The sequence below is a fragment of the Streptomyces cinnamoneus genome, from assembly GCF_014650495.1.
GTDB classification, from domain to species: Bacteria; Actinomycetota; Actinomycetes; order Streptomycetales; family Streptomycetaceae; genus Streptomyces; species Streptomyces cinnamoneus.
Genome location: NZ_BMVB01000004.1, coordinates 363,741 through 385,384, shown reverse-complemented (window position 1 = coordinate 385,384; position 21,644 = coordinate 363,741). Strand labels below are relative to the sequence as shown.

General features: G+C 73.8%; 19 protein-coding genes and 2 pseudogenes. 15 read left to right on the top strand and 6 right to left on the bottom strand.

Annotated features, from left to right (window positions below; translation table 11 throughout):
* The first annotated feature begins 283 nt into the window (after nt 1-283).
* From IE182_RS08785 to IE182_RS08775, 4 genes and pseudogenes are all read left to right on the top strand, one after another.
* Nucleotides 284-1,513, top strand: coding sequence for a glycoside hydrolase family 18 protein (locus tag IE182_RS08785; protein ID WP_190109095.1), 1,230 nt, complete (start codon nt 284-286; stop codon nt 1,511-1,513).
* Nucleotides 1,514-1,658: 145 nt separating this feature from the next.
* Nucleotides 1,659-2,294 (top strand): annotated as a pseudogene (gene dhaL, locus IE182_RS31930) (dihydroxyacetone kinase subunit DhaL); the annotation flags it as partial.
* 45 nt (nt 2,295-2,339) lie between these two features.
* Nucleotides 2,340-2,753, top strand: coding sequence for a dihydroxyacetone kinase phosphoryl donor subunit DhaM (gene dhaM / locus IE182_RS31925; RefSeq protein WP_229844678.1), 414 nt, complete (start codon nt 2,340-2,342; stop codon nt 2,751-2,753).
* Between the two features lie 171 nt (nt 2,754-2,924).
* Complete coding sequence (locus tag IE182_RS08775; protein ID WP_190109093.1) at nt 2,925-4,070, top strand: PP2C family protein-serine/threonine phosphatase; 1,146 nt, start codon at nt 2,925-2,927, stop codon at nt 4,068-4,070.
* Here IE182_RS08775 and IE182_RS08770 read toward each other — a convergent pair.
* Nucleotides 4,060-4,800: a PIG-L deacetylase family protein gene (locus tag IE182_RS08770; RefSeq protein WP_190109092.1), complete on the bottom strand. Its 741-nt coding sequence runs from the start codon at nt 4,798-4,800 to the stop codon at nt 4,060-4,062. The two genes, IE182_RS08775 and IE182_RS08770, sit on opposite strands and share 11 nt — an antisense overlap.
* A 236-nt stretch (nt 4,801-5,036) precedes the next feature.
* Between IE182_RS08770 and IE182_RS08765 the strand changes: the two genes are divergently transcribed.
* The 3 genes from IE182_RS08765 to IE182_RS08755 are packed head-to-tail and all read left to right on the top strand — an operon-like array spanning nt 5,037 to nt 7,975.
* Nucleotides 5,037-6,101: an ABC transporter substrate-binding protein gene (locus IE182_RS08765; protein WP_190109091.1), complete on the top strand. Its 1,065-nt coding sequence runs from the start codon at nt 5,037-5,039 to the stop codon at nt 6,099-6,101.
* Nucleotides 6,102-7,178, top strand: coding sequence for a FecCD family ABC transporter permease (locus tag IE182_RS08760; protein ID WP_190109090.1), 1,077 nt, complete (start codon nt 6,102-6,104; stop codon nt 7,176-7,178). It abuts the gene before it with no gap.
* Entirely contained in the window at nt 7,175-7,975 is an 801-nt protein-coding gene (locus tag IE182_RS08755; RefSeq protein ID WP_190109089.1) for an ABC transporter ATP-binding protein, read from the top strand. The genes IE182_RS08760 and IE182_RS08755 overlap by 4 nt, the downstream gene beginning before the upstream one ends.
* On the opposite strand, the gene IE182_RS08750 is transcribed toward IE182_RS08755, so the two are convergent.
* Nucleotides 7,968-8,933, bottom strand: a complete 966-nt coding sequence (locus tag IE182_RS08750; protein WP_373303525.1) for an L-tyrosine/L-tryptophan isonitrile synthase family protein — start codon at nt 8,931-8,933, stop codon at nt 7,968-7,970. The genes IE182_RS08755 and IE182_RS08750 overlap by 8 nt on opposite strands.
* Complete coding sequence (locus IE182_RS08745) at nt 8,933-10,189, bottom strand: cytochrome P450 family protein (protein WP_190109087.1); 1,257 nt, start codon at nt 10,187-10,189, stop codon at nt 8,933-8,935. The genes IE182_RS08750 and IE182_RS08745 overlap by 1 nt, the downstream gene beginning before the upstream one ends.
* A 282-nt stretch (nt 10,190-10,471) precedes the next feature.
* Here IE182_RS08745 and IE182_RS08740 point away from each other — a divergent pair, with 282 nt between their 5' ends.
* From IE182_RS08740 to IE182_RS08725, 3 genes are read left to right on the top strand one after another with little or no spacing between them, the layout of a single operon-like run.
* Nucleotides 10,472-10,690 carry a hypothetical protein gene (locus IE182_RS08740; RefSeq protein ID WP_190109086.1) on the top strand — a complete coding sequence of 73 codons (219 nt, stop codon included), beginning with the start codon at nt 10,472-10,474 and terminating at the stop codon, nt 10,688-10,690.
* On the top strand, nt 10,690-13,779 hold the full coding sequence (locus IE182_RS31920; protein ID WP_268249610.1) for an HAD-IC family P-type ATPase: 3,090 nt from the start codon (nt 10,690-10,692) through the stop codon (nt 13,777-13,779). Before IE182_RS08740 ends, IE182_RS31920 begins: the two co-directional genes overlap by 1 nt.
* Nucleotides 13,776-14,282: a copper chaperone PCu(A)C gene (locus IE182_RS08725; protein WP_190109085.1), complete on the top strand. Its 507-nt coding sequence runs from the start codon at nt 13,776-13,778 to the stop codon at nt 14,280-14,282. The genes IE182_RS31920 and IE182_RS08725 overlap by 4 nt, the downstream gene beginning before the upstream one ends.
* Before the next feature lie 361 nt (nt 14,283-14,643).
* Here the strand turns inward: IE182_RS08725 and IE182_RS08720 are convergent.
* Nucleotides 14,644-15,192, bottom strand: a pseudogene (locus IE182_RS08720) (sigma-70 family RNA polymerase sigma factor); the annotation flags it as partial.
* 61 nt (nt 15,193-15,253) lie between these two features.
* Between IE182_RS08720 and IE182_RS08715 the strand changes: the two are divergent.
* Nucleotides 15,254-15,424 (top strand): zf-HC2 domain-containing protein, encoded by a 171-nt coding sequence (locus tag IE182_RS08715; protein WP_190109084.1) that lies wholly within the window; start codon nt 15,254-15,256, stop codon nt 15,422-15,424.
* 162 nt (nt 15,425-15,586) lie between these two features.
* Here the strand turns inward: IE182_RS08715 and IE182_RS08710 are convergent, their stop codons facing one another.
* Together IE182_RS08710 and IE182_RS08705 are read right to left on the bottom strand one after the other, a co-directional pair.
* Nucleotides 15,587-16,375, bottom strand: coding sequence for a hypothetical protein (locus tag IE182_RS08710; protein ID WP_190109083.1), 789 nt, complete (start codon nt 16,373-16,375; stop codon nt 15,587-15,589).
* A gap of 472 nt (nt 16,376-16,847) precedes the next feature.
* A complete protein-coding gene (locus tag IE182_RS08705) occupies nt 16,848-17,129 on the bottom strand; it encodes a holin (protein ID WP_190109082.1) in 282 nt (93 codons plus the stop codon).
* 188 nt (nt 17,130-17,317) lie between these two features.
* Between IE182_RS08705 and IE182_RS08700 the strand changes: the two genes are divergently transcribed.
* The 4 genes from IE182_RS08700 (at nt 17,318) to IE182_RS08685 (ending at nt 21,583) form a co-directional block, all read left to right on the top strand.
* A complete protein-coding gene (locus tag IE182_RS08700; protein ID WP_190109081.1) occupies nt 17,318-18,631 on the top strand; it encodes a sigma-54-dependent transcriptional regulator family protein in 1,314 nt (437 codons plus the stop codon).
* A 91-nt stretch (nt 18,632-18,722) separates the two neighbouring features.
* Nucleotides 18,723-20,246, top strand: coding sequence for an acetaldehyde dehydrogenase ExaC (gene exaC, locus IE182_RS08695; protein ID WP_190109080.1), 1,524 nt, complete (start codon nt 18,723-18,725; stop codon nt 20,244-20,246).
* Between the two features lie 239 nt (nt 20,247-20,485).
* Nucleotides 20,486-20,890 (top strand): FKBP-type peptidyl-prolyl cis-trans isomerase, encoded by a 405-nt coding sequence (locus IE182_RS08690; RefSeq protein WP_190109079.1) that lies wholly within the window; start codon nt 20,486-20,488, stop codon nt 20,888-20,890.
* Nucleotides 20,891-21,181: 291 nt separating this feature from the next.
* Nucleotides 21,182-21,583, top strand: coding sequence for a hypothetical protein (locus IE182_RS08685; RefSeq protein WP_190109078.1), 402 nt, complete (start codon nt 21,182-21,184; stop codon nt 21,581-21,583).
* The last annotated feature ends 61 nt before the right edge of the window (nt 21,584-21,644 follow it).

The window sequence follows — 21,644 nt, the reverse complement described above, 5'->3', positions numbered from 1 at the left end:
CGGGCGCGCAAGGGTGTCGGCGGCGCCGCCGTGGATGCCCCGCCGATGGTCGCGCGCCGGGTCGCGGAACGGCGTGACCTGCGGCGGTGGCGCTTGGAGTATGCCCGATCGGGGGCCCGGCGTCACGGGTTCGTTGATCTTGAGGGAGTTCTTCCGGTGGTTCGGTCCGAACCATTGACCGTATTGGTCTAGTCCTTCTACGGTTTCCCCACTGTTCAACGCGTCCATGTCAACAGTCGGACGCCGGTCACCCCCTGCTCTCCCCACCCCACCGAGGAGAACCATGCCCGGACCGTACGGACACCGCCCCCGCACCCTGCTCGCCTCGGCGGCAGCCGCCGCCACGCTCCTGGCCACCGCGCTGGCCGCCGCCCCCGCCACGGCCGACACCCCCGACGACACCGCCGCGGGCCGCCGCGTCGTCGGCTACTTCACCAACTGGGGCGTCTACGAGCGCAATTACCACGTCAAGAACATCGAGACCTCCGGCTCGGCCGCCAGACTCACCCACATCAACTACGCCTTCGGCAACGTCAGCGGCGGCAAGTGCACGATCGGCGACGCCTACGCCGACTACGACAAGTTCTACGACGCGGCGGGCAGCGTCGACGGCAAGGCCGACACCTGGGACAACGGCGCCCTGCGCGGCAACTTCAACCAGCTGCGCAAGCTCAAGAAGCTGCACCCGAACCTCAAGGTGGTCTGGTCCTTCGGCGGCTGGACCTGGTCGGGCGGCTTCGGGGAGGCCGCGAAGAACCCCGCCGCGTTCGCCGAGTCCTGTTACGGCCTGGTCAAGGACCCGCGCTGGGCCGACGTCTTCGACGGCATCGACATCGACTGGGAGTACCCCAACGCCTGCGGCCTGACCTGCGACACCAGCGGCCGCACCGCCTTCCGCGACGTCATGGCCGCGCTGCGGGCGAAGTTCGGCGGCAAGAGCCTCGTCACGGCCGCCATCACCGCCGACGCCTCGGCCGGCGGCAAGATCGACGCGGTCGCCTACGCGGGCGCGGCCCGGTACGTCGACTGGTACAACCCCATGACGTACGACTACTTCGGGGCCTGGGAGGCCAAGGGCCCCACCGCCCCGCACTCCCCCCTCACCGCCTACAGCGGCATTCCCAAGGCGGGCTTCGACACCGACGCCACCCTCACCAAGCTCACTTCCCTGGGCATCCCGCCCTCCAAGCTCCTGCTGGGCCTCGGCTTCTACGGCCGCGGCTGGACGGGCGTGACGCAGTCCGCCCCCGGCGGCACGGCCACCGGACCGGCGAAGGGCACCTACGAGGCCGGCTTCGAGGACTACAAGGTGCTCAAGTCCAGGTGTCCGGCCAACGGGACGGTGGGCGGCACGGCCTACGCCAGGTGCGGCAACGACTGGTGGAGCTACGACACCCCGGCCACGATCGCCGGCAAGTCGGCCTACAAGAACCGCAAGGGACTGGGCGGCACGTTCTTCTGGGAGCTCAGCGGCGACACCGCCGACGGCGAGCTCATCAAGGCGATCGGCTGACCCTCCCTCAACCACCGGGGTCGGGGCGGGAGTCGAAGCAGCACGCCCCGCCCCCGTCCCGGTCCGCGGTCACCACGACGCGACGGGCCGCCGGCACCGCATGGTTACGCTGGGCCGACCCGAGCCCGATGAGGAGCCGCCACCCATGCCTGTCACGCTCGACCTGGACTTCTTCCGCCGCTTCCTGGACCGTACGACGCGCGTCGTGGCCGAGGAGGCCGCGTACCTCACCGAGCTCGACGCCGCCATCGGCGACGCCGACCACGGCGCCAACCTCAAGCGGGGCTTCACCTCCGCCGCCGAGGCCGTCGCCGCCGAACCCCCCGCCACCCCGGGGGCGCTGCTCACCGCCGTCGGGGTCCACCTGACCAACACCGTCGGCGGCGCGGCCGGACCGCTGTACGGGACGGTGCTGCGCCGCATGGGCAAGGTGCTCGGCGAGGAGCCCGTGGTGGAGCCGGAGGCCCTCGGCCGCGCGCTGGCCGCGGCGGTGGCGAGCGTACGACGGCTCGGGGACTCCGCGCCCGGCGACAAGACGATGATCGACGCGCTCCAGCCGGCCGCCGACGCCTACGCCGAGGCCCTGGCGCACGGGGACGCGACCGCCGCCCTCGACGCCGCCGCACGGGCCGCCCGCGCGGGGGCCGGGGCCACGGTCCCGCTGCAGGCACGGCGCGGCCGCGCCAGCTACCTGGGCGAGCGCAGCATCGGCCACCAGGACCCGGGCGCCACCTCCTCCGCGCTGCTGATCACCGCGCTGTACGAGGCGACCGACCCCGCCCTGTGCGCCGCCGCACCGCCGGAGCGGGCCCGGGCGGAGCCCGAGGTGCAGGCCGAGGCACCGGCCGGGCGGGTGGGGGTCGTGCTCGTCTCGCACAGCCGCGCGGTGGCGGAGTCGGCGGCAGCGCTCGCCGGCGCCCTGGTCGGTACGGGCGACCCCGCGCCGGTCGCCCCGGCCGGGGGGCTGCCGGACGGCTCGATCGGCACCAGCGCCGAACTGGTCCGCCGGGCGGTGGCGAGCGCCGACGAGGGGGCGGGCGTGGTCGTGCTGTGCGACATGGGCAGCGCGGTCCTCACCGTCAAGGCGCTGCTCACCGAGAAGGAGTTCGCGACCGTGCGCATCGCGGACGCCCCCTTCGTCGAGGGCGCGGTGGCGGCCGTGGTGACGGCCTCGGCGGGCGGCGACATGACGGCCGTCCTGGCGGCCGCGGACGACGCACGGACGTACCGCAAGCTCTGACACGACCGGCCCCCGGGGAGCCGGGGCCGGCGCCGAGGGCCGCGGGCGGGCGCCGGGAGGCAACCGAACAGATGTGGCCGACACGAGACCCAGCTGCACGGCATTCACCGGGAAAGTCTGGAAATGTCTACGTGTCCCCATCCCCCTTCCCGGCGCGGAGGTCCTGCCACGGTGTCGCGCACCCTGCCCCTGTCGCGGCCGAAGGCCGGCACACTGCCGTTCGCGCTGGTCCTGGCCTACCTCGTGGTCGTCGTGGCCGTCGACCTGGTGACTCCCGCCAACCTGCGCCTGGACATGTACGCCGCGCTCGCCCCCATGACCGCCGCCGCCGTGTGCACCTACCCCCAGACGGTGTTCGTCGGGGCCCTGGACTTCTGCCTGATGGCGGCACACCACGGGGTGCTGCCCCAGCACATGCCGGTCGTCAACCGCGTCGGATCCGTCGTGGGCAACGCGCTCATGACCGGCGCGAGCGTCGCCCTGGCGCGCCTGCGGCGCGACGAGGTCTCCCTGCTGGAGCGGGTGCGCGTCACGAGCGAGGCCGCCCAGCGGGCGCTGCTGCGGCCGCTGCCGCTGCGCACCCGCGGCGTCCTCGTGAACGGCTTCTACGTCTCCTCGCAACGGGAGTCGCTGATCGGCGGTGACATCTACGAGGTCGTCGACACCCCCTACGGGACGCGGGTGCTCATCGGCGACGTGCGGGGCAAGGGGCCGGGCACGCTGGGTGCGGGGGCGGCGGTGCTGACGGCGTTCCGGGAGGCCGCCTATCACCGGCGGGACCTGGAGGGCGGGGTGGTGGCCATGGAGCAGGGGCTGTCCCGCTACCACCGGTCGGTGGAGTACCAGGCGAGCTCGGGGGGTGCGCAGGCGGCCGAGGAGTTCGTCACCGCGCTCGTCTTCGGGACGGAGGAGGACCCGGCCGCGCCGGTGTCCCGCACCGCGGTGTCGGTGGTCTTCCTCGACTGCGGGCACGTGGCGCCGTTCCTGCTCGGCCCGGACGGCGGCGTGCACGAGCTGGAGCAGGAGGCGGGCCTGCCCCTGGGCCTGGGGGATCTGGTGCCGCAGCAGCGCTCGGCCCGGCGGGTCGCGCTGGACCCGGGCTGCCGGGTGCTGGCCTGCACGGACGGGGTGACGGAGGCGCGCGCGCCGGGCGGTGCGTTCTATCCGCTGGCCGAGCGGCTGCACGCCTGGGCCGCCCTGCCCACGCCCGAGCTGCTGCGGCGGCTGCGCGCCGACCTCGACGCGCACACCGGGGGCCGGCTGCAGGACGACGTCGCGGTGCTGGTGATGGAGCGCGCGCCCGCGGTCAGCGGGTGAACAGCTCGAAGGCGACGCCCGGCCGGCCGCCGAACCGCTGGGCGACGGCCGCCATGCTGCCCTCCAGGAGGTTGTGGCAGTAGGTCTGCGGGTCCTCGTCGGTGAGCGCCTCGATGTAGGTGCGGTGGCAGAGCAGGGAGGCGACGGCCCGTTCGAGGCCGGAGGCGGCGGCCACGGCGTGGGTGGCGCGCGGGGAGCCGGCGACGGCCACGTACCGCACGCCGTCCCAGGGCAGCAGGCCGTCCTCGGCGAGGTCCGGGAAGATCCAGCGGTTGGCGGCGTCGGCGACCGCGTCGAGGGCGGCCCGGCCGACGTTGCGGTGGTCGGGGGTGTTCCAGAAGACGGTGCCGCCCCAGGACCAGGTGTCGTGGTGGTTGAGGGTCAGGACGAGGTCGGGACGGTGACGGCGGATGGCGGCGGCGAACTCGCGGCGCAGCGCGATGCCGTATTCGACGGTGCCGTCGTCGTGGCCGAGGAACTCGACGCTCTCCACCCCGACGGCCGCGGCGCTCGCCCGCTGCTCGGCCTCGCGCAGGGGTGCGGCCTCGGCGGGGGTGAGGGTCTCGATGCCGGCCTCGCCGAAGGTGGCCAGCAGGTAGGCGCAGGTGCGGCCCTCGTCGGTCCAGGTGGCGACCGCGGCGGAGGCGCCGTATTCGAGGTCGTCGGGGTGGGCGACGACGGCGAGGGCGCGCCGCCAGTCGGTGGGCATCTCGGCGAGCTGGTCGGTCATGGCGTCTCCTTCGCAGCGCTGTCCTGACGGCTCCGGCAGCCCCCGGCGGCCCCGGTCGTCCCGGCGGCCCGGGGGTCGTCACCGCTGGTGACCCCCGGGGCAGCGTATGCGCGCCGACGGCGGAGCTTTTCACTCTTCTTCGCGACACGCGGGAACCAGGTGGACGTGCGGTCCGACTATCTGGTCCCGGACCCGTACGGTCGGGCCCGGGTATGTCGACTTCTGGAGTGTTTCTGATGCGCCCTCGTGCGTGGTGCGGTGTGCTGGCCGCTGTGGCCCTGTCGGCGACGGCTTGCGGCGTCGGCGGTGAGGCGAAGAAGGCCGACGACGCGGGCGCGGCCGCCGGCGCGAAGGCCGGGTTCCCGGTGAGCGTCAGCGACTGCATGGGCGCGAAGACGACGTTCGACGCGGCGCCGCAGCGCATCGTCACCAGCAACGCGGCCGGCCTGGAGCTGCTGATGTGGCTGGGCGCGGGCGACAAGGTCGTCGGTACGGGCTTCCCGCCCGGCAAGGGCGCCCTGCCCGGGGAGTACGCGGAGGCGGGCGCCGGGGTGCCGGTGCTGGGGAAGACCGTGATCCCCAAGGAGAAGCTGCTTGGGTCGGGCGCGCAGGTGTACGTCGACTCCTTCTCCTCGATGAAGAACATGGGCAAGATGGGCGACGCCCCGACGGCCGAGGAGTTCAGGGCCGCCGGCATCAAGCACGTCTTCCTGAAGTCCACGGCCTGTGCCGCGATGAGCAAGTCCGCCCGTACCGACCTGTCGGGCGTGGAGGCCGACGTCGAGGAGCTGGGCAAGGTGACGGGAACGTCCCGGCGGGCGAGTGAGCTCGTCGCGGGCATGCGCAAGAAGACCGGTGAGGTCCGCGAGGCGCTGAAGGACGTGCCCGAGGACAAGCGGCCGACGTACTTCCTCTTCGACTTCGACGCCGGCACCAAGCAGCCGATGGCGGTGTGCAACCGCCAGGTCGCCAACGCCGTGATCACCCAGGCGGGCGCCCGGAACGTCTTCGCCGACTGCGACGGCGACTTCAAGCCCGTCGGCTGGGAGGACGTCGTCGCCAAGAACCCGCAGTGGATCCAGCTCGCCGTCCGCAACCGCGGCAGCCAGGAGGCCAACGACAAGGCGTTCGACGAGGCCGCCGCGTTCCTCAAGTCCTTCCCCGCCACGGCCGAGCTCGACGCCGTCAAGGAGGGCCGCTTCCTGCGCATCGGCTCCGAGCGCACCACCATCGGCGGGGTGCGCAGCGCCGACACCGTGCGCGAGATCGCGCACACGCTGCACCCGGACCGGGTCAAGTAGATGGCGACGCTCACCGAGGCCGGTGCGGCCGAGGAGGAGCGGGAGCCGGGCGCCCGCACGGTGCGGGCCGGCTGGGCCGCCGCCGTGCTGGGCGCCGGCCTGCTGGTCGCGCTGACCGCGTCGGTGTGCCTGGGGTCGACCTCGGTGCCGCTGGGCGAGGTGTGGTCGGCGGTGGTCCGGGGCGTCGGCGGGCAGGGACCGGCGCCCGGCACCCAGGACCTGATCGTGTGGCAGCTGAGGGTGCCGCGCGCCCTGCTGGCCGCGGTGGTGGGAGCGGGCCTGGGCCTGGTCGGCACGGCCGTCCAGGCCCTGGTCCGCAACCCGCTCGCCGACCCCTACCTGCTGGGCATCTCCAGCGGGGCGTCGCTGGGCGCGGTCTCGGCGATCGTGCTGGGCGCGAGCGCGGGCGGCGCGCTGGGGCTGGGGCTGTCCTCGGCCGCGTTCGCGGGGGCGCTGGCCTCCTTCGCGCTGGTGTGGACCTTCGCCCGGCGCGGGGGCGGCTTCCGGCCGCTGCGGCTGGTGCTGGCGGGGGTGGGCATCGGGCAGTTCCTGTCCGGCTTCACCCACTACCTGGTGCTGCAGGCGGGGGACGAACAGCAGACGCACGGCGCGCTGTTCTGGCTGATGGGTTCGCTGGGCGGCGCCCAGTGGTCCACGCTCGCGCTGCCCACGGCCGCGGTGGTGCTGGCCTCGGCGGCGCTGCTGGCCCGGGCCCGGGGGCTCAACGCGATGCTGATGGGCGACGAGACCGCCGCCAGCCTGGGCGTGGACGTCACCCGGCTGCGCCGCGAGCTGTTCGTGGTGACGAGCCTGCTGACCGGCGTGCTGGTCTCGGTGTCGGGGGCGATCGGCTTCGTGGGGCTGATGGTGCCGCACGCGTGCCGGATGGTGGTGGGCGGCGACCACCGCCGGCTGCTGCCGGTGGCCGGGCTGTTCGGCGCCCTGCTGCTGGTCGTCGTCGATCTGGTGGCCCGCACCGCGCTGCCCGACCAGGAGTTGCCGGTGGGTGTGGTCACCGCACTGATCGGTGCTCCGGCACTGCTGTATCTGCTGGACCGACGCATGGAGCGGCTGTGAGGATCGCCATCGAGGACCTCGACGTGAGGCTGTCCGGGCGGACGGTGGTCTCCGGGGTCGATCTGCTCGCCGAGGACGGCGAGATCGCCGCGCTGGTGGGCCCCAACGGCAGCGGCAAGTCGACCGTGCTGCGGACGGTCTACCGGCATCTGGCGCCGCACGCCGGGCGGGTGCTCGTCGGCGGCACGGACATCCGGCGCCTGACGCCGGTCGAGTCCGCACGGCAGGTCGCGGCGCTGCCGCAGGAACGGGGCACGGACTTCGAGCTGAGCGTCCGCGAGATCGTGGCCATGGGCCGTACGCCCTACAAGCGGGCCTTCGCGGGCGAGGACGCGGCCGACCGGGACGTCGTGACGGACGCGCTGGCCCATGTGGGCATGGCGGGCGCGGCGCGCCGGCGGTTCTCCGCCCTCTCCGGCGGCGAACGGCAGCGCGTGCTGCTGGCCCGGGCGCTGGCCCAGGACCCGAAGGTGCTGGTGCTGGACGAGCCGACCAACCACCTGGACGTCCGTCACCAGGTGGAGCTGCTGGCCCTGTTGCGCCGGCAGCGCCGTACGACGCTGCTGGCGCTGCACGACCTGAACGCGGCCGCCTCCGTCTGCGACCGGCTGCACGTCCTGCACGAGGGGGCGGTGGTGGCGTCGGGGGCGCCGCGCGAGGTGCTCACGCCGGAGCTGCTGGCCGAGGTGTTCGGGGTGCGGGCGGCCGTGGTCGAGCATCCGCTGACCGGCGACCCGCTGATCGCCTTCGATCACCGGGCGCCGGCCTCCGTCGTGGTGGCGGCGACGGTCAGCTGACCGCTTCGTAGTGGCTGGGGCGCCCGTCGCGCAGGACGAGGCGCCCCAGCCTTTCGGCGTCCGCGCGGTGCATCAGCTGCGCCTCGCCGCCCGGCTTCCGGAGCACGGCCGTGTGCCAGGGCGTGGCCCAGGCGTCGGCCGCCTCCAGCAGCCGGATCCCGAACTTGGCGGCGCCGGGCCGCTGCGGGTGGATGGACAGCCGTACCGACCGTGGGTGGCAGTGCGCGATGAGGTCGCCCCACGCGCGGCTGCGGGCGATGACCCCGTACGCCCGTTCCCGGCACGCGCGCTGCAGCGCGGAGCGGGTGCCGGTGAACTCCGCGGTGTCCTCCGCCAGGAAGCGGGTGATGCCGCGGTAGAGCCGGGCGGTCTCCTCGTCGCTGCGGACCTGGGCGCGCAGGGTGGCGAGGGAGGGGGCGTAGGCGTCGGTCACCAGGGCGCGCTTGGTGTCGTAGTCGGCGTCGCCGTGGACGTGGCGCATGTCGAACGTGTCGAGGTGGTGCAGCCCCTCGGTGCGGATGAGGGTGCGCAGCTCGTCCCCGTAGGCGTCGATGTGCGCGTCGGGCACGTCGATGAGGTCGCCGAAGATGTGGCCGTCGGAGCAGATCAGCATCCGGGCTCCGGGCTCGTATATCTCGCCGATGCGGGCGCAGAGCCGGTCGAGGAAGGCCAGGGAGAGGCGCTCGCCCTCGTCGGGGAGGTGGCCGAGGACCTTGGCGGGGTTGGGCGACTTGCACGGGAAGCCGGGGAGGGTGAACAGCACCGGCTCGCCCGCGTCCGTGAACTGCCGTATCTGCCGCAGCTGCTCGGGGTGGGCGCCGGGTCCGGCGGTGGTGCCGGGCTCGGTGGTGCGGTGGTAGGGCAGGAGGAGGCCGAGGATGCGCTCCTGGACGGGGGTGCGGTCGCCCACGGGGGCGCCGGCGGGCCGGAGCCGGGTGAGGGTGTCGCCAAGGGGCATCATGCGGTCGTCCCACGGGAGTAGGGGCATACGGGCCGGTCGAAGGTGACGGGGAGTTCGGCGGTGCCCCTGCCGAGGACGGCCGGGATCCAGCGGAGTTCCTCGTCGGGGACGGCCAGGCGCAGGCCCGGCAGCCGGGCGATGAGCGTGGCGAGGGCGACCTGGAGTTCGATGCGGGCGAGTGCGGCGCCCGGGCAGAAGTGGATGCCGTGCCCGAAGGCCAGGTGCGGGCCCTGGGCCCGGTCGAGGTCGAGGGTGTCGGGGTCGGGGAAGCGCTCGGGGTCCCGGTTGGCGGCGCACAGCGAGACGATCACGGAGTCGCCGGCGGGCACGCGCGTGCCGTGCAGGTCGGCGTCCTCGGCGAGGAAGCGCCAGGTGGTGAGCTCGAAGGCGCTGTCGAGCCGCATCAGTTCCTCGACCGCCCGCGGCATCAGCTCCGGCTCCTCGCGCAGCCGCGCGAGGGCCTCGGGCTGCCGCATGAGGGAGACCAGGGCGGTGGTGATCTGGTTGGTGACGGGTTCCTGGCCGGCCACCAGCAGCTGGAAGATCATGGAGTCCAGCTCCTCCGGGGTGAGCTCGCCCTCGTCGCGGGCGGCCACCAGCCGGCCGAGGAGCCCGTCGCCGCCGTGCTCGCGCCGGTCGGCGACGACCTCGGCGATGTACGCCTGCAGTTCGCGCAGCAACGCCTCGTAGGCCGGGCGGCCGGGGTCGGCGGGGCCGACGGGGGCCACGACCTTGCCCCACTCGCGCCGGAAGCGGGCGGCCAGGTGCGGCGGCAGCCCGATGACCTCGGCGAGGACCTGGAAGGGGAAGCGGGCGGCGAAGCACTGCACGAGGTCTGCGGTCCGCGCCCCGGCGGGCAGGGCGTCGACGAGGGCGTCGGCCATCTCCTGGAAGCGCGGCCGGAGCTCCTCGACGCGGCGCGGGGCGAAGGCGTCGGTGACGAACCGCCGCATGGCGGTGTGCTTCGGCGGGTCCTGGTGGAGGAGGTGGACCTGCAGCTGGGAGTGCTGCGGCTCCGGCATGATCGAGGCGCGTTCGCGCCAGCGGTCGTTGCCGCGCTCGTGGTTCTTGCCGAGCCGGGGGTCGGCGAGGGTGTGCTGGGCGGCGGCGTGGCCGGTGACCAGCCAGGCGGTGACCCCGCTGGGGAAGAGCACCCGGTGGATGGGCCCGGCCTCGCGCATCCGCGCGTACAGCGGATACGGGTCGCGCTTGTACGCGGAGCCGTAGAGGGGTACGGGGTCGGGCAGCGGCACGGTGGGGGTCTCCCTCGTGAAGTCGTGTGAAGTCGTCGGCGGTGCCGGACCCCTGAGAAGTCGTACGGAACGCCCGGTGGGTTCCCGGGCCGCCGACAAGGTTTCGCACAACTCTTCGACGCTGCGGTGGGTGCTGTGGCGAGTGCCGTGCCGAGTGCCGCAATCTCTGGGTAGTCGGCTCGACGGGCCCCCTGGTTCCCGAGCGCGAAAGGGATAATCCTCACGCGCCGGAAAGTGGGCGAAGGAGCCGGGCGCCGACGTCGGCCGTGCCACGATGCGGCGATGACCGCACGTCGAGCACGTCCCCCGCTCACCCCCTACACGACCCTGGCCGGCTTCGTCCTCCTGCTGGCCGCCGTCTTCGGCGTCTCCTACCTGGCCGGCTCGGCGGCCGGTCCCGTCGCACCCGGTATGCATCGCAGCGACGGTGGCACACCGCCGGGTCCGGGCGGCGGGGGCACGGGCGGAAACACGGGCGGCATGCCCGGGATGGGCCACTGATGAGCACGACCACGAGCGCGGGCACGCCCGCCGCGGCCACCCCGCCGGCGGACTCCGGTGCCGTCACCGAGCTGATCGTCGGTGGGATGACCTGCGGTGCGTGCGTGGCACGCATCGAGAAGAAGCTCGGCCGGCTGGACGGGGTGAGCGCGACGGTCAACCTGGCCACCGGCCGGGCCCACGTCAGCCACCCCGCCTCGGTGACGGCCGACGAGCTGATGGCGGTCGTGGTGGCCGCGGGCTTCACGGCCGCCCTGCCGGAACCGCAGCCCACGGCGGAACCGGACGATCCGGTCGGGGACGAACCCGCCGCCGGACGGCTGCTGATCACCGCTGCCCTGGCCGTGCCGGTGCTGGTCCTGTCGATGGTCCCCGCCCTGCAGTTCCGCAACTGGCAGTGGCTGTGCTTCACCCTGGCCACGCCGGTGGCCGTGTGGGGGGCGTGGCCGTTCCACCAGCGCGCGGTGCGCGGCCTGCGGCACTCGGCCGCGACCATGGACACCCTCGTCTCCCTGGGCGTGCTGGCCTCCTACCTGTGGTCGGCGTACGCGCTGTTCTTCGGCGGTGCCGGGGAGCCGGGCATGACGATGCCGTTCACGCTGGTGCCGTCGGTGACGGGCGACCGGGCGGACGTGTACCTGGAGGCGGTGGTCGGCGTACCGCTGTTCGTGCTGGCCGGCCGGATGCTGGAGGCGCGGGCGCGCCGCGGCACGGGCTCCGCGCTGCGGGCGCTCGCCTCGCTCGCGGCGAAGGACGTGGTCGTCCGGACCGCGGACGGCACGGAACGCACGGTGCCGATCGCCCGGTTGCGGGTCGGTGACCACTTCGTCGTCCGGCCCGGTGAACGGGTGGCCACCGACGGCGTGGTCGTCGCGGGCAGCTCGGCGCTGGACCTGTCGCTGGTGACGGGCGAGAGCGCGCCGGTGGAGGCCGGCCCGGGCACCGCCGTGGTCGGCGGAGCGGTCAACTCCGGCGGCCTGCTGGAGGTACGGGCCGAGGCGGTCGGCGCGGACACGCAACTGGCCCGGATCGCCCGGCTGGTCGAGGACGCCCAGGCGGGCAAGGCCCGCGTACAGCGGGTGGCGGACGCGGTCGCCGGGGTCTTCGTCCCCGCGGTCCTGACGGTGGCGGTCACCGTCCTCGGCTTCTGGCTGGGCGCGGGCGCCTCGGCACAGGCCGCCGTCACGGCGGCGGTCGCCGTACTGGTCGTCGCCTGCCCGTGCGCCCTGGGCCTGGCCACCCCCACGGCCCTCCTGGCCGCAACGGGCCGTGGCGCGGGCCTCGGCATCCTGGTCAGCGGCCCACAGGCCCTGGAGGGCCTGCGCCGCGTGGACACGGTCGTGCTGGACAAGACCGGCACCCTGACGACGGGATCGATGACGGTCACAGAGGTCACGGGCGACGAGGCGACCCTGCGCCTGGCAGCAGCCGCGGAAGCCGGCTCGGAACACCCGGTGGGCCGCGCGATCCACGCCCACGCCCTGACCCTGGAACCCACGTCCACGCCCCTGCCGCCGGCAACGGACTTCACGGCCACGGCGGGCGTGGGCGTACGGGCGGTGGTGGAATCCCATCTGGTGGAGGTGACGCGCCCGGGGACGGACTCGAACGCCGGGGCTGCTGCGGCCGGGGGGCCGGGGGGCGGGGGTTCGGCGCCGGGCGGGGGCGCGCCGGGGGGCGGGGCCGGGGCCGCAGGCCCGGGGACGGACGGCCCGGGTAACCGGCACCCGGCGTCTGGCGGGCCGGAGGCCGGAGGTTCGGCGTCCGACGGCGGTCCGGGGACCGGAGGTTCGGCGTCCGGCCGACCGGGGGCCGGGGCCGTAGGCCCGGGGGCCCACGGTCCGAGGAGCGGGCACGCGGCACCCGGCGAGCCTGGGGCCGAGGGTTCGGCGTCCGGCGGGCCGGGGACCGGAGGTTCGGCGTCCGGCCGACCGGTAACCGGGGCCGCAGGCCCGGGGGCCGCAGGCCCGGGAAGCGGGCACCCGGCATCCGACGGGCCTGGGGCCGAGGGTTCGGCGTCCGGCGGGCCGGGGGCCGGGGCCGTAGGCCCGGGGGCCCACGGTCCGAGGAGCGGGCACCCGGCACCCGGCGGGCCTGGGGCCGAGGGTTCGGCGTCCGACGGCGGTCCGGGGACCGGAGGTTCGGCGTCCGGCCGACCGGGAACCGGGGCCGCAGGCCCGGGGACCGACGGCCCGGGAAGCGGGCACCCGGCATCCGACGGGCCTGGGGCCGAGGGTTCGGCGTCCGGCGGGCCGGGGGCCGGGGCCGTAGGCCCGGGGGCCCACGGTCCGAGGAGCGGGCACGCGGCACCCGGCGGGCCTGGGGCCGCAGGTCCTGGATCCGCGGGGGTCCGGGGCGGAGCCCCGGTTTCGGGAAGGGGCGGGGCTGGGGAAAAACTCCCCACCCCCCTCGCCGAAGCCCTCCGCCGGGCAGAGGACAACGGCCACACCGCCGTCGTCGTCCACATCGACGGCGCACCCAAAGCCGTCATCGCCCTCGGCGACACCGTCCGGGCCGGCAGCTACCGCGCCGTCGACCACCTCCGGCGCCTCGGCCTGCGCCCCGTGCTGGCCACCGGCGACAGCGAGGCCGCAGCGAACGCCGTCGCCGCCGAGCTCGGCATCACCGAGGTCCACGCCCGGGCCACCCCCGAGGAGAAGGCGGAGCTGGTGCGCGCGCTGCGCGAACGCGGCCACCGCGTCGCGGTGATCGGCGACGGGGTCAACGACACCGCCGCCCTCGCAGGAGCCGACCTCGGCATCGCGATGGGCAGCGGCACCGACGCCGCCATCGGCGCGGCGGACGTGACGCTCGTCCGCGAGGACATGAGCGCGCTGGCCGACGCGGTACGGCTGGCCCGGCGCACCTCCGTGACCGTGCGCTCCAACCTGGTCTGGGCCTTCGGCTACAACCTGGTCACCGTCCCGCTCGCCGCGGTCGGACTGCTCAACCCGATGGTCGCCGCGGCAGCGATGTCCGCCAGCTCGCTGCTGGTGGTGGGCAACAGCCTGCGCCTGCGCGGCTGGCAGCCACGACCCGCCGGGGCAGCCCGCACCCAGTCCTCCCGAAGCCGAGGTGGCCTCCGATGAAGGCATCCACATCCGCAGCCGCATCCACATCCGCATCCCTGATCCGCACCGCACGCGCGGCCCTGGTCCCGGTCGCGGCCTGTGCGGTGGCCCTCGGCGGCCTGACCGCCTGGACGGCCTCCGGCGCGGCCGGCCGCCCGGCCGGCGTCACGGTCGAGGACGCGCGCGTCCTGGTGCCGTTCGGCATCGAGAGCACGGCGGCGATGGTCCGGCTGCGCAACACCGGTGACGAGGACGACGAGCTCGTCGGCGTCGACGTTCCCTCCGCGGGCGGCGCGATGCTCAGCCGCACGGTCGTGAAGAACGGCGCGGGCACCATGCGCATGGTCGCCTCGGTGCCCGTCCCGGCGCGGGGCACGCTGGAGATGTCGCCGCACGGCCTGGACATCATGGTCTACCGGCCGCCCGCGGTGCGCGTGGGCGAACGGCTCCCCCTCGTCCTGCGCTTCCGCAAGAGCGGCACCGTGCGGGCCGAGGCGACGGTCGTACGGGCCGGAAGCTGAGCCTCGCCCCCTCGGCGGGGGCGCCGGGAACGGGCCAGGGGGCCACGGTGTGCTGCACACCGTGGCCCCCTGGCCTTGCTCATGCCGCCGCCGTAGCGGCGGCGGCGCACTACCCGGCGAGTGCCGGCACACGCATCGGCGTACGCGCGGGAGCCCGCGCCGGCAGCCGCACCGGCAGACGTACGGCAGCCGCCGCCCGCCCGGGCGCCACCCGCTCAGGGGCCGCCATTCCCTTGGGAACGGTCCGCTCCGTGGCGGCCCGAACGGTCACCGCCCGCACCGTGGCCGCCCGACCGGGCACCTCTCGCGCGGCCGCTTCCCGCGCAGCCGCTTCCCGCCCGGGCGTCTCCCGAACGGTCGCCTCCCGCTCCGCCGTCTCCAGCTGCACGATCAGCGCCTCGCGCGCCCGCGCCACGCGCGACCGCACCGTACCGACCGGGCACCCCACGACGACCGCGGCCTCCGCGTACGGCAGCCCCAGCATCTGGGTGAGCACGAACGCCTCACGGCGCTCGCACGGCAGCCGGTCCAGCAGTTGCGAGAGCGCGACGCCCTCGTCGAAGCCGGGCAGCTCCGCGGACTGGGTGCGCTCCGCCGCCGACTGCCAGTCGTCCGTGTCCGACAGACGCGGCCGGGCCGCCTGGAAGCGGAGCCGGTCCACGACCGTGCGGCGCGCGATGGACAGCAGCCAGGTGCGGGCCGACGCGCGGCCCTCGAAGCGCGGCAGGGAGCGCAGGGCCCGCAGGAACGTTTCCTGTACGAGGTCGTCGGCGCCCTGCGGGTCGTTGCTGAGCCGGGCGACGTACCGCCGCACGTCGCTCTGGGTGGCGCGGATGAACCGTTCCACCGCGTCGGCGTCGCCGCCGCGCGCGGCGAGGGCCCAGGCGGTCACCGTCTCGTCGTCACGCACGGCGGCCTCCCGACCGGGGGGTGGTGCGCCGGGCGCCGGGGACGCCGGGGACGATGGCGGGGTGCATTGCAGTGAGGTTCGTACCGCTATATCCGCACGCGTCGACGGCGAGGAACTGCCGCCGGGCGTGTCCGACGCGGTGCTCGACGCGCATCTGCAGGTCTGCGCCGAGTGCCGTGCGTGGGGCGAGCGGGCGCGCAGCCTGAAGGCGCTCGCCGCCGGTCTGGTGTGAACAGACCGGTGTAATGAGGGCAGGGGTCATCGCCCTGGGTCCTTCCTGGAATCCGGGCACCCTGCCCCGAGTGCGGGACGGGCGGGCCCGGTGACGTGATCCGACCTGGTCGGTCGCCGTGGGCGGACCCGGCGCGGCAGGCGGATGAGCCAGGAGGCCGGGTCAGCGAACGGCGAGGAGAGCCGGCGGACCGCGGGTTTCGAGGACGTGGGCGTACAGCAGCCGGCGCAGCCGCTGGGCGGCACGCCCGCGGCCGGCCCGGATGCGCGGCGGGCCGGGGCGGACCGGTACGTCGTGGAAGAGGAGGATCAGGGGGGTGCGGAGGCGGGCGCCGATGGTCCGGCCGAGCCGGAAGGCCGCCTGTTCACCGCCGGAGAGCCAGACGCCGCAGAGGGCGGCGACGAGGACGTGGGCGGACCACATGCCGAGGGCGCCGTGGCCGGCGTGCATGGCCATGCCGGCCATGTCGGTGCCGTGGCTCATGCCCGCGCCCATACCCATGTCCATGTTCATGCCCATGTCCATGCCGCCCATGTGGTCCATGGGCGGGGGCGTGCCGGTCCCGGGGCCGGCCAGGGCGCGGCCGCTGCCGTCGCAGATGTCGGAGAAGGCCGTTCCGCCGCCCGTGGCACCCGCGCCGAGGTCCACCACGACGGTGCCGGCCGCCTGGACGGCGTTGCGGGCGACGTTCTGCGCGAGCGTGAAGAAGGAGTGCAGTCCGGTCTGCGCGCCCACGGTGGCGAGCGTGATCAGCAACGGACCGCGTTCGCGCCCTGCGAGGAACCAGGCGCAGGCACCCGTCGTCGACAGGGCGACGGCGATGGCCCACCAGGGGACGGTGACGCCGGACATGACGGCGTGCCCCAGGGCCGCGAGCAGCACGCAGACCACCGCGAACACGCCGGCTCGCAGCGCACGCGGTACCTGCCCGGTCTCCTGCCCTGTTCTCATGACGGAGACATCGTTGCACCCGCTCCGCACGGGCCGACGCCGGGGGGCGCACTGGCACCCCCCACGCCCCCCGCTCGGACGCACGGCTTCCGCCCGCCGCGGGACCCCACAGGCCCCGCACGGCCCCGCAGGCCATGACCGGCCGCGAAGGCCCCGCACGCCCACGCCGGCCCCGCACACCCCCCGCAGGCCCCGCACGGCCTCGCGCCGGCGGACATGGCTCCGCCCCGTACCGTCCGCCCGGCGGTACGGGGCGGCGGGCCGCCCGGCTCGGGGGGATTGACCGGTAGCCCGGTCCCGTCGCGCCAGTGGGACTCGCGTCATCGAGTCAACCGCGTACGGGTCCCCGGCGGCAGCGTGTGCACGGGGGTGGCCGCGGGTGCACCGCGCACACCCCGTGTGGACTCTCGGCTTCCGTTACGAGCGGGCCGGCACCACGAGGCGGCCCGCCCGCCCGGCCCGGCCCTGGGCCCTAGCCCTGCCCCCGGCTCGGGCTCTGTCCTTGCCCCTGGCCCGGCCCCTGCCCCTGGCCTTCACGCCGGGCGGGCAGCCAGGCGGCGGAGCCCTTGTCACCGAAGCGGCTGCCGATCGCACCCTTGATGACGGAGAGCGCGGCGGGCAGGGCCGCGATGGCGGCGGCCTTGATGGCCGAGACGCTGGTGAGGTCGAATCCGTCGGCTATGAGCAGGCCGAGGAAGGTGGTCACATAGGCGGCGAGGGTGCGTTCCGCGATGTCGAGGAGGACTTTGCGCATCAACGTGTTTCCGTTTCAAGGAGTTTCGGGAGTTGTTACCGGTGGTGGCAGAGTCGCCGCAGTGACGTGTGCACTGCAAATTCCCCCGGGTCCGGGGGTGTACCCGCCCTGTTCGCCGTCGACACTCCCGGCGCCGTCGCCACGGCGGTATGGTCACGGCGGCAAGCGCACTTCCGCGGGAGGGGCTGATGGCCGAGGCGGTCAACCCGGACAACCCGAACGACCCGAGCAACCCGAACGACCCATGGCTGGCGATGGCATCGGGCACCGATCCCGCCGAACGTTCCCGCCGGGTACGCGACGCGCACGCCGCATTCGTGGCGGGCGGCCCGTTGGACCCGCACGTACGCCCGGTGGTCGCCGCCTCCTGGCGGCGTTCGGCGGCGGCGCTGCCCACGGCGGAGTTCACGGCCCCGGTCGAGCTGAGCGACGCCGCGCTGGAGAGCCATCGCCATGCCCATCCGCTCGCGCGGGTGATGCCGCTGTTCCGGGAGTTGCTGGGCTCCATCGCCGAGGACGGGGCCCATCTGCTCGCGGTCTGCGACGCGGCGGGCCGCATGCTGTGGGTGGAGGGGCATCGGGGCGTGCGCCGGCGCGCGGAGGGCATGAACTTCGTGCCGGGCGCCCGCTGGGACGAACGTCACGCCGGCACCAACGCCCCGGGCACGGCACTCGCCCTCGACAACGCCGTGCAGATCTTCGCCACCGAGCACTACAACCGCCTCGTCCAGCCCTGGACCTGCGCCGCCGCGCCCGTTCACGACCCGCGCACGGGGTGGCTGCTGGGGGCCGTGGACATCACGGGCGGCGACCACCTGGCCGGCCCGCACAGCCTCGCCCTGGTCCGGGCGACCGCCCGGGCGGCGGAGGCGCAGCTGGCGACGGACGCCACCGGCCCGCGGCACACACTCGCTCTCCTGGGCCGCAACGAGGCACTGCTGGTGGCGGACGGCCGACGCGTGCGGCTGAGCGGACGGCACAGCGAGATCCTGGCCCTGCTCGCGGGCCGGCCGGACGGGCTGACGGGTGATCAGCTGATGTCGGCGCTGCACGGGGAGCGGCCGGTGCCGACGGTCACCTTGCGGGCGGAGCTGTGCCGCCTGCGCAGGGCGGTGGGGGCGGCAGGGGACCTGGTGGCGTCACGCCCGTACCGCCTGCAGGTGGCGCTGGAGACGGATGCGGCGGCAGTGGAAAGGAAGGTGGCGGCCGGCGACCTCCGGGCCGCACTGCGCGCCTACAACGGCCCGCTCCTCCCCCGCTCCGAGGCACCGGGCGTGCGCCGGATGCGCGCACTGCTGGAGGACCGGCTGCGGCGGGCGGTGCTGAGCAGCGGTGACGCGACGGCGCTGCAGCTGTGGGCCGAGAGCCCGTGGGGCGAGGCGGACCTGGAGGTGTGGGAACGGCTGCTGGCGGCACTTCCGCAGAGCGCGGTGCACCGCGGCACGGTGGCCGAGCGGGCGCAGCGGTTGCGGGAGACGTACGCGCACACCAAGGGGGACTGAGGCAACGTCCGCGCAACGCACGCAGGTCTAGCGTGCGCTCGGCGCCGCAGCCGCGCGGCGTCATCACGCACGGCCGACGGAGGCTTCGCCCATGACCCGTTACGCCAGCCCCGGCTCCCCCGAGGCGATCGTCACGTACCGGCCGCGGTACGACCACTGGATCGGCGGCACGTACGTACCGCCCAAGCAGGGCGGCTACTTCGAGAACCCGACGCCCGTCACCGGCCGCCCCTTCACGGAGATCGCGCGCGGCACGGCCGAGGACGTCGAACGCGCCCTGGACGCCGCGCACGCCGCGGCACCGGCCTGGGGCCGCACGCCGGTGGCCGACCGTGCGGCGGTGCTCAACGCCATCGCCGACCGCATGGAACGCAACCTGGAGATCCTCGCGGTCGCGGAGTCCTGGGACAACGGCAAGCCGGTCCGCGAGACGCTCGCCGCCGACATCCCGCTCGCCATCGACCACTTCCGCTACTTCGCGGGCGCGATACGCGCCCAGGAGGGCAGCCTCTCGGAGCTCGACGAGGACACGGTCGCCTACCACTTCCACGAGCCGCTGGGCGTGGTGGCCCAGATCATCCCGTGGAACTTCCCCCTGCTCATGGCCGCGTGGAAGCTGGCCCCGGCCCTGGCGGCGGGCAACGCGGTGGTCCTCAAGCCGGCCGAGCAGACCCCCGCCTCTATCCACGTGTGGCTGGACCTGGTGGCGGACCTGCTCCCGCCCGGCGTGGTGAACGTCGTCAACGGCTTCGGCGTGGAGGCGGGCAAGCCCCTGGCGTCGAGCCCCCGGGTGGCGAAGATCGCCTTCACGGGCGAGACGACGACGGGCCGCCTGATCATGCAGTACGCCTCGGAGAACCTCAAGCCGGTGACCCTGGAACTGGGCGGCAAGAGCCCGAACATCTTCTTCGACGACGTCTCGGCGGCCGACGACGACTTCCTGGACAAGGCGTTGGAGGGCTTCACCATGTTCGCCCTCAACCAGGGCGAGGTCTGCACCTGTCCCTCCCGCGCCCTGATCCAGCGCGGCCACTACACGCCCTTCCTCGAAGCAGCGGTGGCCCGCACCGAACGCATCCGCCCCGGGCACCCCCTGGACACCGACACCATGATCGGCGCGCAGGCGTCCAACGACCAACTGGAGAAGATCCTCGCCTACATGGACATCGCCCACCAGGAGGGCGCCCGCCTCCTGACGGGCGGCGCCCGCGTCCACCTGCCCGGCGAACTGGCCGACGGCTACTACGTCCAGCCCACCGTCTTCGAGGGCCGCAACAGCATGCGGATCTTCCAGGAGGAGATCTTCGGCCCGGTGGTGGCGGTCGCCCCGTTCACGGACCTGGACGACGCGATCACCCTGGCGAACGACACCCTCTACGGCCTGGGCGCCGGCGTCTGGGCCCGCAACGGCACCACCGCCTACCGCACGGCCCGAGCCATCCAGGCCGGCCGCGTCTGGACCAACTGCTACCACACGTACCCGGCCCACGCCGCGTTCGGAGGCTATAAACAATCCGGCATCGGCCGGGAGGGCCACAAGATGATGCTGGACCACTACCAGCAGACGAAGAACGTTTTGGTCAGCTACTCCCCGAAGAAGCTGGGCTTCTTCTGAGCGAGCAACAAAACCGCCAAACGGCGGAGTTGAGGACCGGGCCACCTCCCACAGCCCAGCAAGACGTCAGCATGCCGCTTGCCCATTGAGACACTTCGACCCAGCTCATCACGAGAGGCCGCTGGATTCGGTGCGCTCCGGGAATCGGCATTCTCGGTAGCGTGACCACCTACTGCATGGGTGCCCACGTGTCCGGCCAGTCCGTACGGGGGCTTTCGACGGAGAGCGGTGAGGCTGCAATGAGTGAACTGACGAAGCCCGAGGTCGACGTTCCGGAGGGTGACGCTCCTACCGAGCTGACCATCCGGGACCTGGTCGTCGGGGACGGGGCCGAGGTGCAGCCGGGCATGGTGGTCAGGGTCCACTACGTCGGGGTGACCTTCGAGTCCGGGAAGGAGTTCGATGCCTCCTGGGACCGGGGCCAGCCGTTCAAGTTCGCCCTGGGCAGCGGCAGGGTCATCAAGGGCTGGGACCGGGGGGTGAGGGGGATGAAGGTCGGCGGCCGGCGCGAGATCATCGTTCCCCCGCGTCTCGGCTACGGCAATCAGTCGCCCTCGCCGCTGATCCCGCCGGGCTCGACCCTGGTCTTCGTGGTGGACCTGCTCGACTCGTATTCCAGCACAGCCGGGTGGAGCAACGCCTAGCGCGATGGCGCGACCGGTCGGCAGCCAGGTGATGCCACTGCTTACCACCAGCAGACGAAGAACCTGCTCGTTTCCCACTCCCCGAAGAAGTCGGGTTTCTCCTGGGAGCCGAAACAATCTGTGGCCGGGCAACTCCCGGCCACAGATTGCGCGCCGGGGATTCGGTTCTCCCATTCCCGGACGGCAGACGACTCCCGTGCGAGGGTGAACAGCGCTTCTCTGAATTGGCGTCAACTACCCATGCTGCACTAGACTTTACTCTCGCACCGACGAAAAGGAGAGGCGCCGTCCATGGGCACCAAATTCATTGAGGTAGACGAAACCCACAAGGGTCAGCCCGGCGTGGAAGAAGGGGTGAAGACGATCGAGGTCGGTGGTCAGACGATCACGACGCCGATTTTCGTCCAGCGGATCGACTTCGACGACCTCGCCCCCGAGGTGACCGACAATCTGACCACGGTCAAGTTCGCCGTAACGGTGACCGAGGAAATGGAGGACTTCACGGGGGAGGTGGACGAGGACGGTTCCCCCATGACGGAAATCAAGGAAATCCAGGTGCCCAAGTGGCTTGAGGTCGACCTGGGGGCCGAGTCCCTGAAGCAGTACGAGGACGTCATGGCGCCCTTCTTCGCGGCCGCCCGCGAGACCGAGGCACCGACCGTGCCCGCGCCCCGCAAGCGCCGCAAGAAGTAGGAAGCAAGAAGTGATCTCGTGCCCCTCTCCTGTCGTCAGGAGGGGGGCTTCGTTGTCGGCC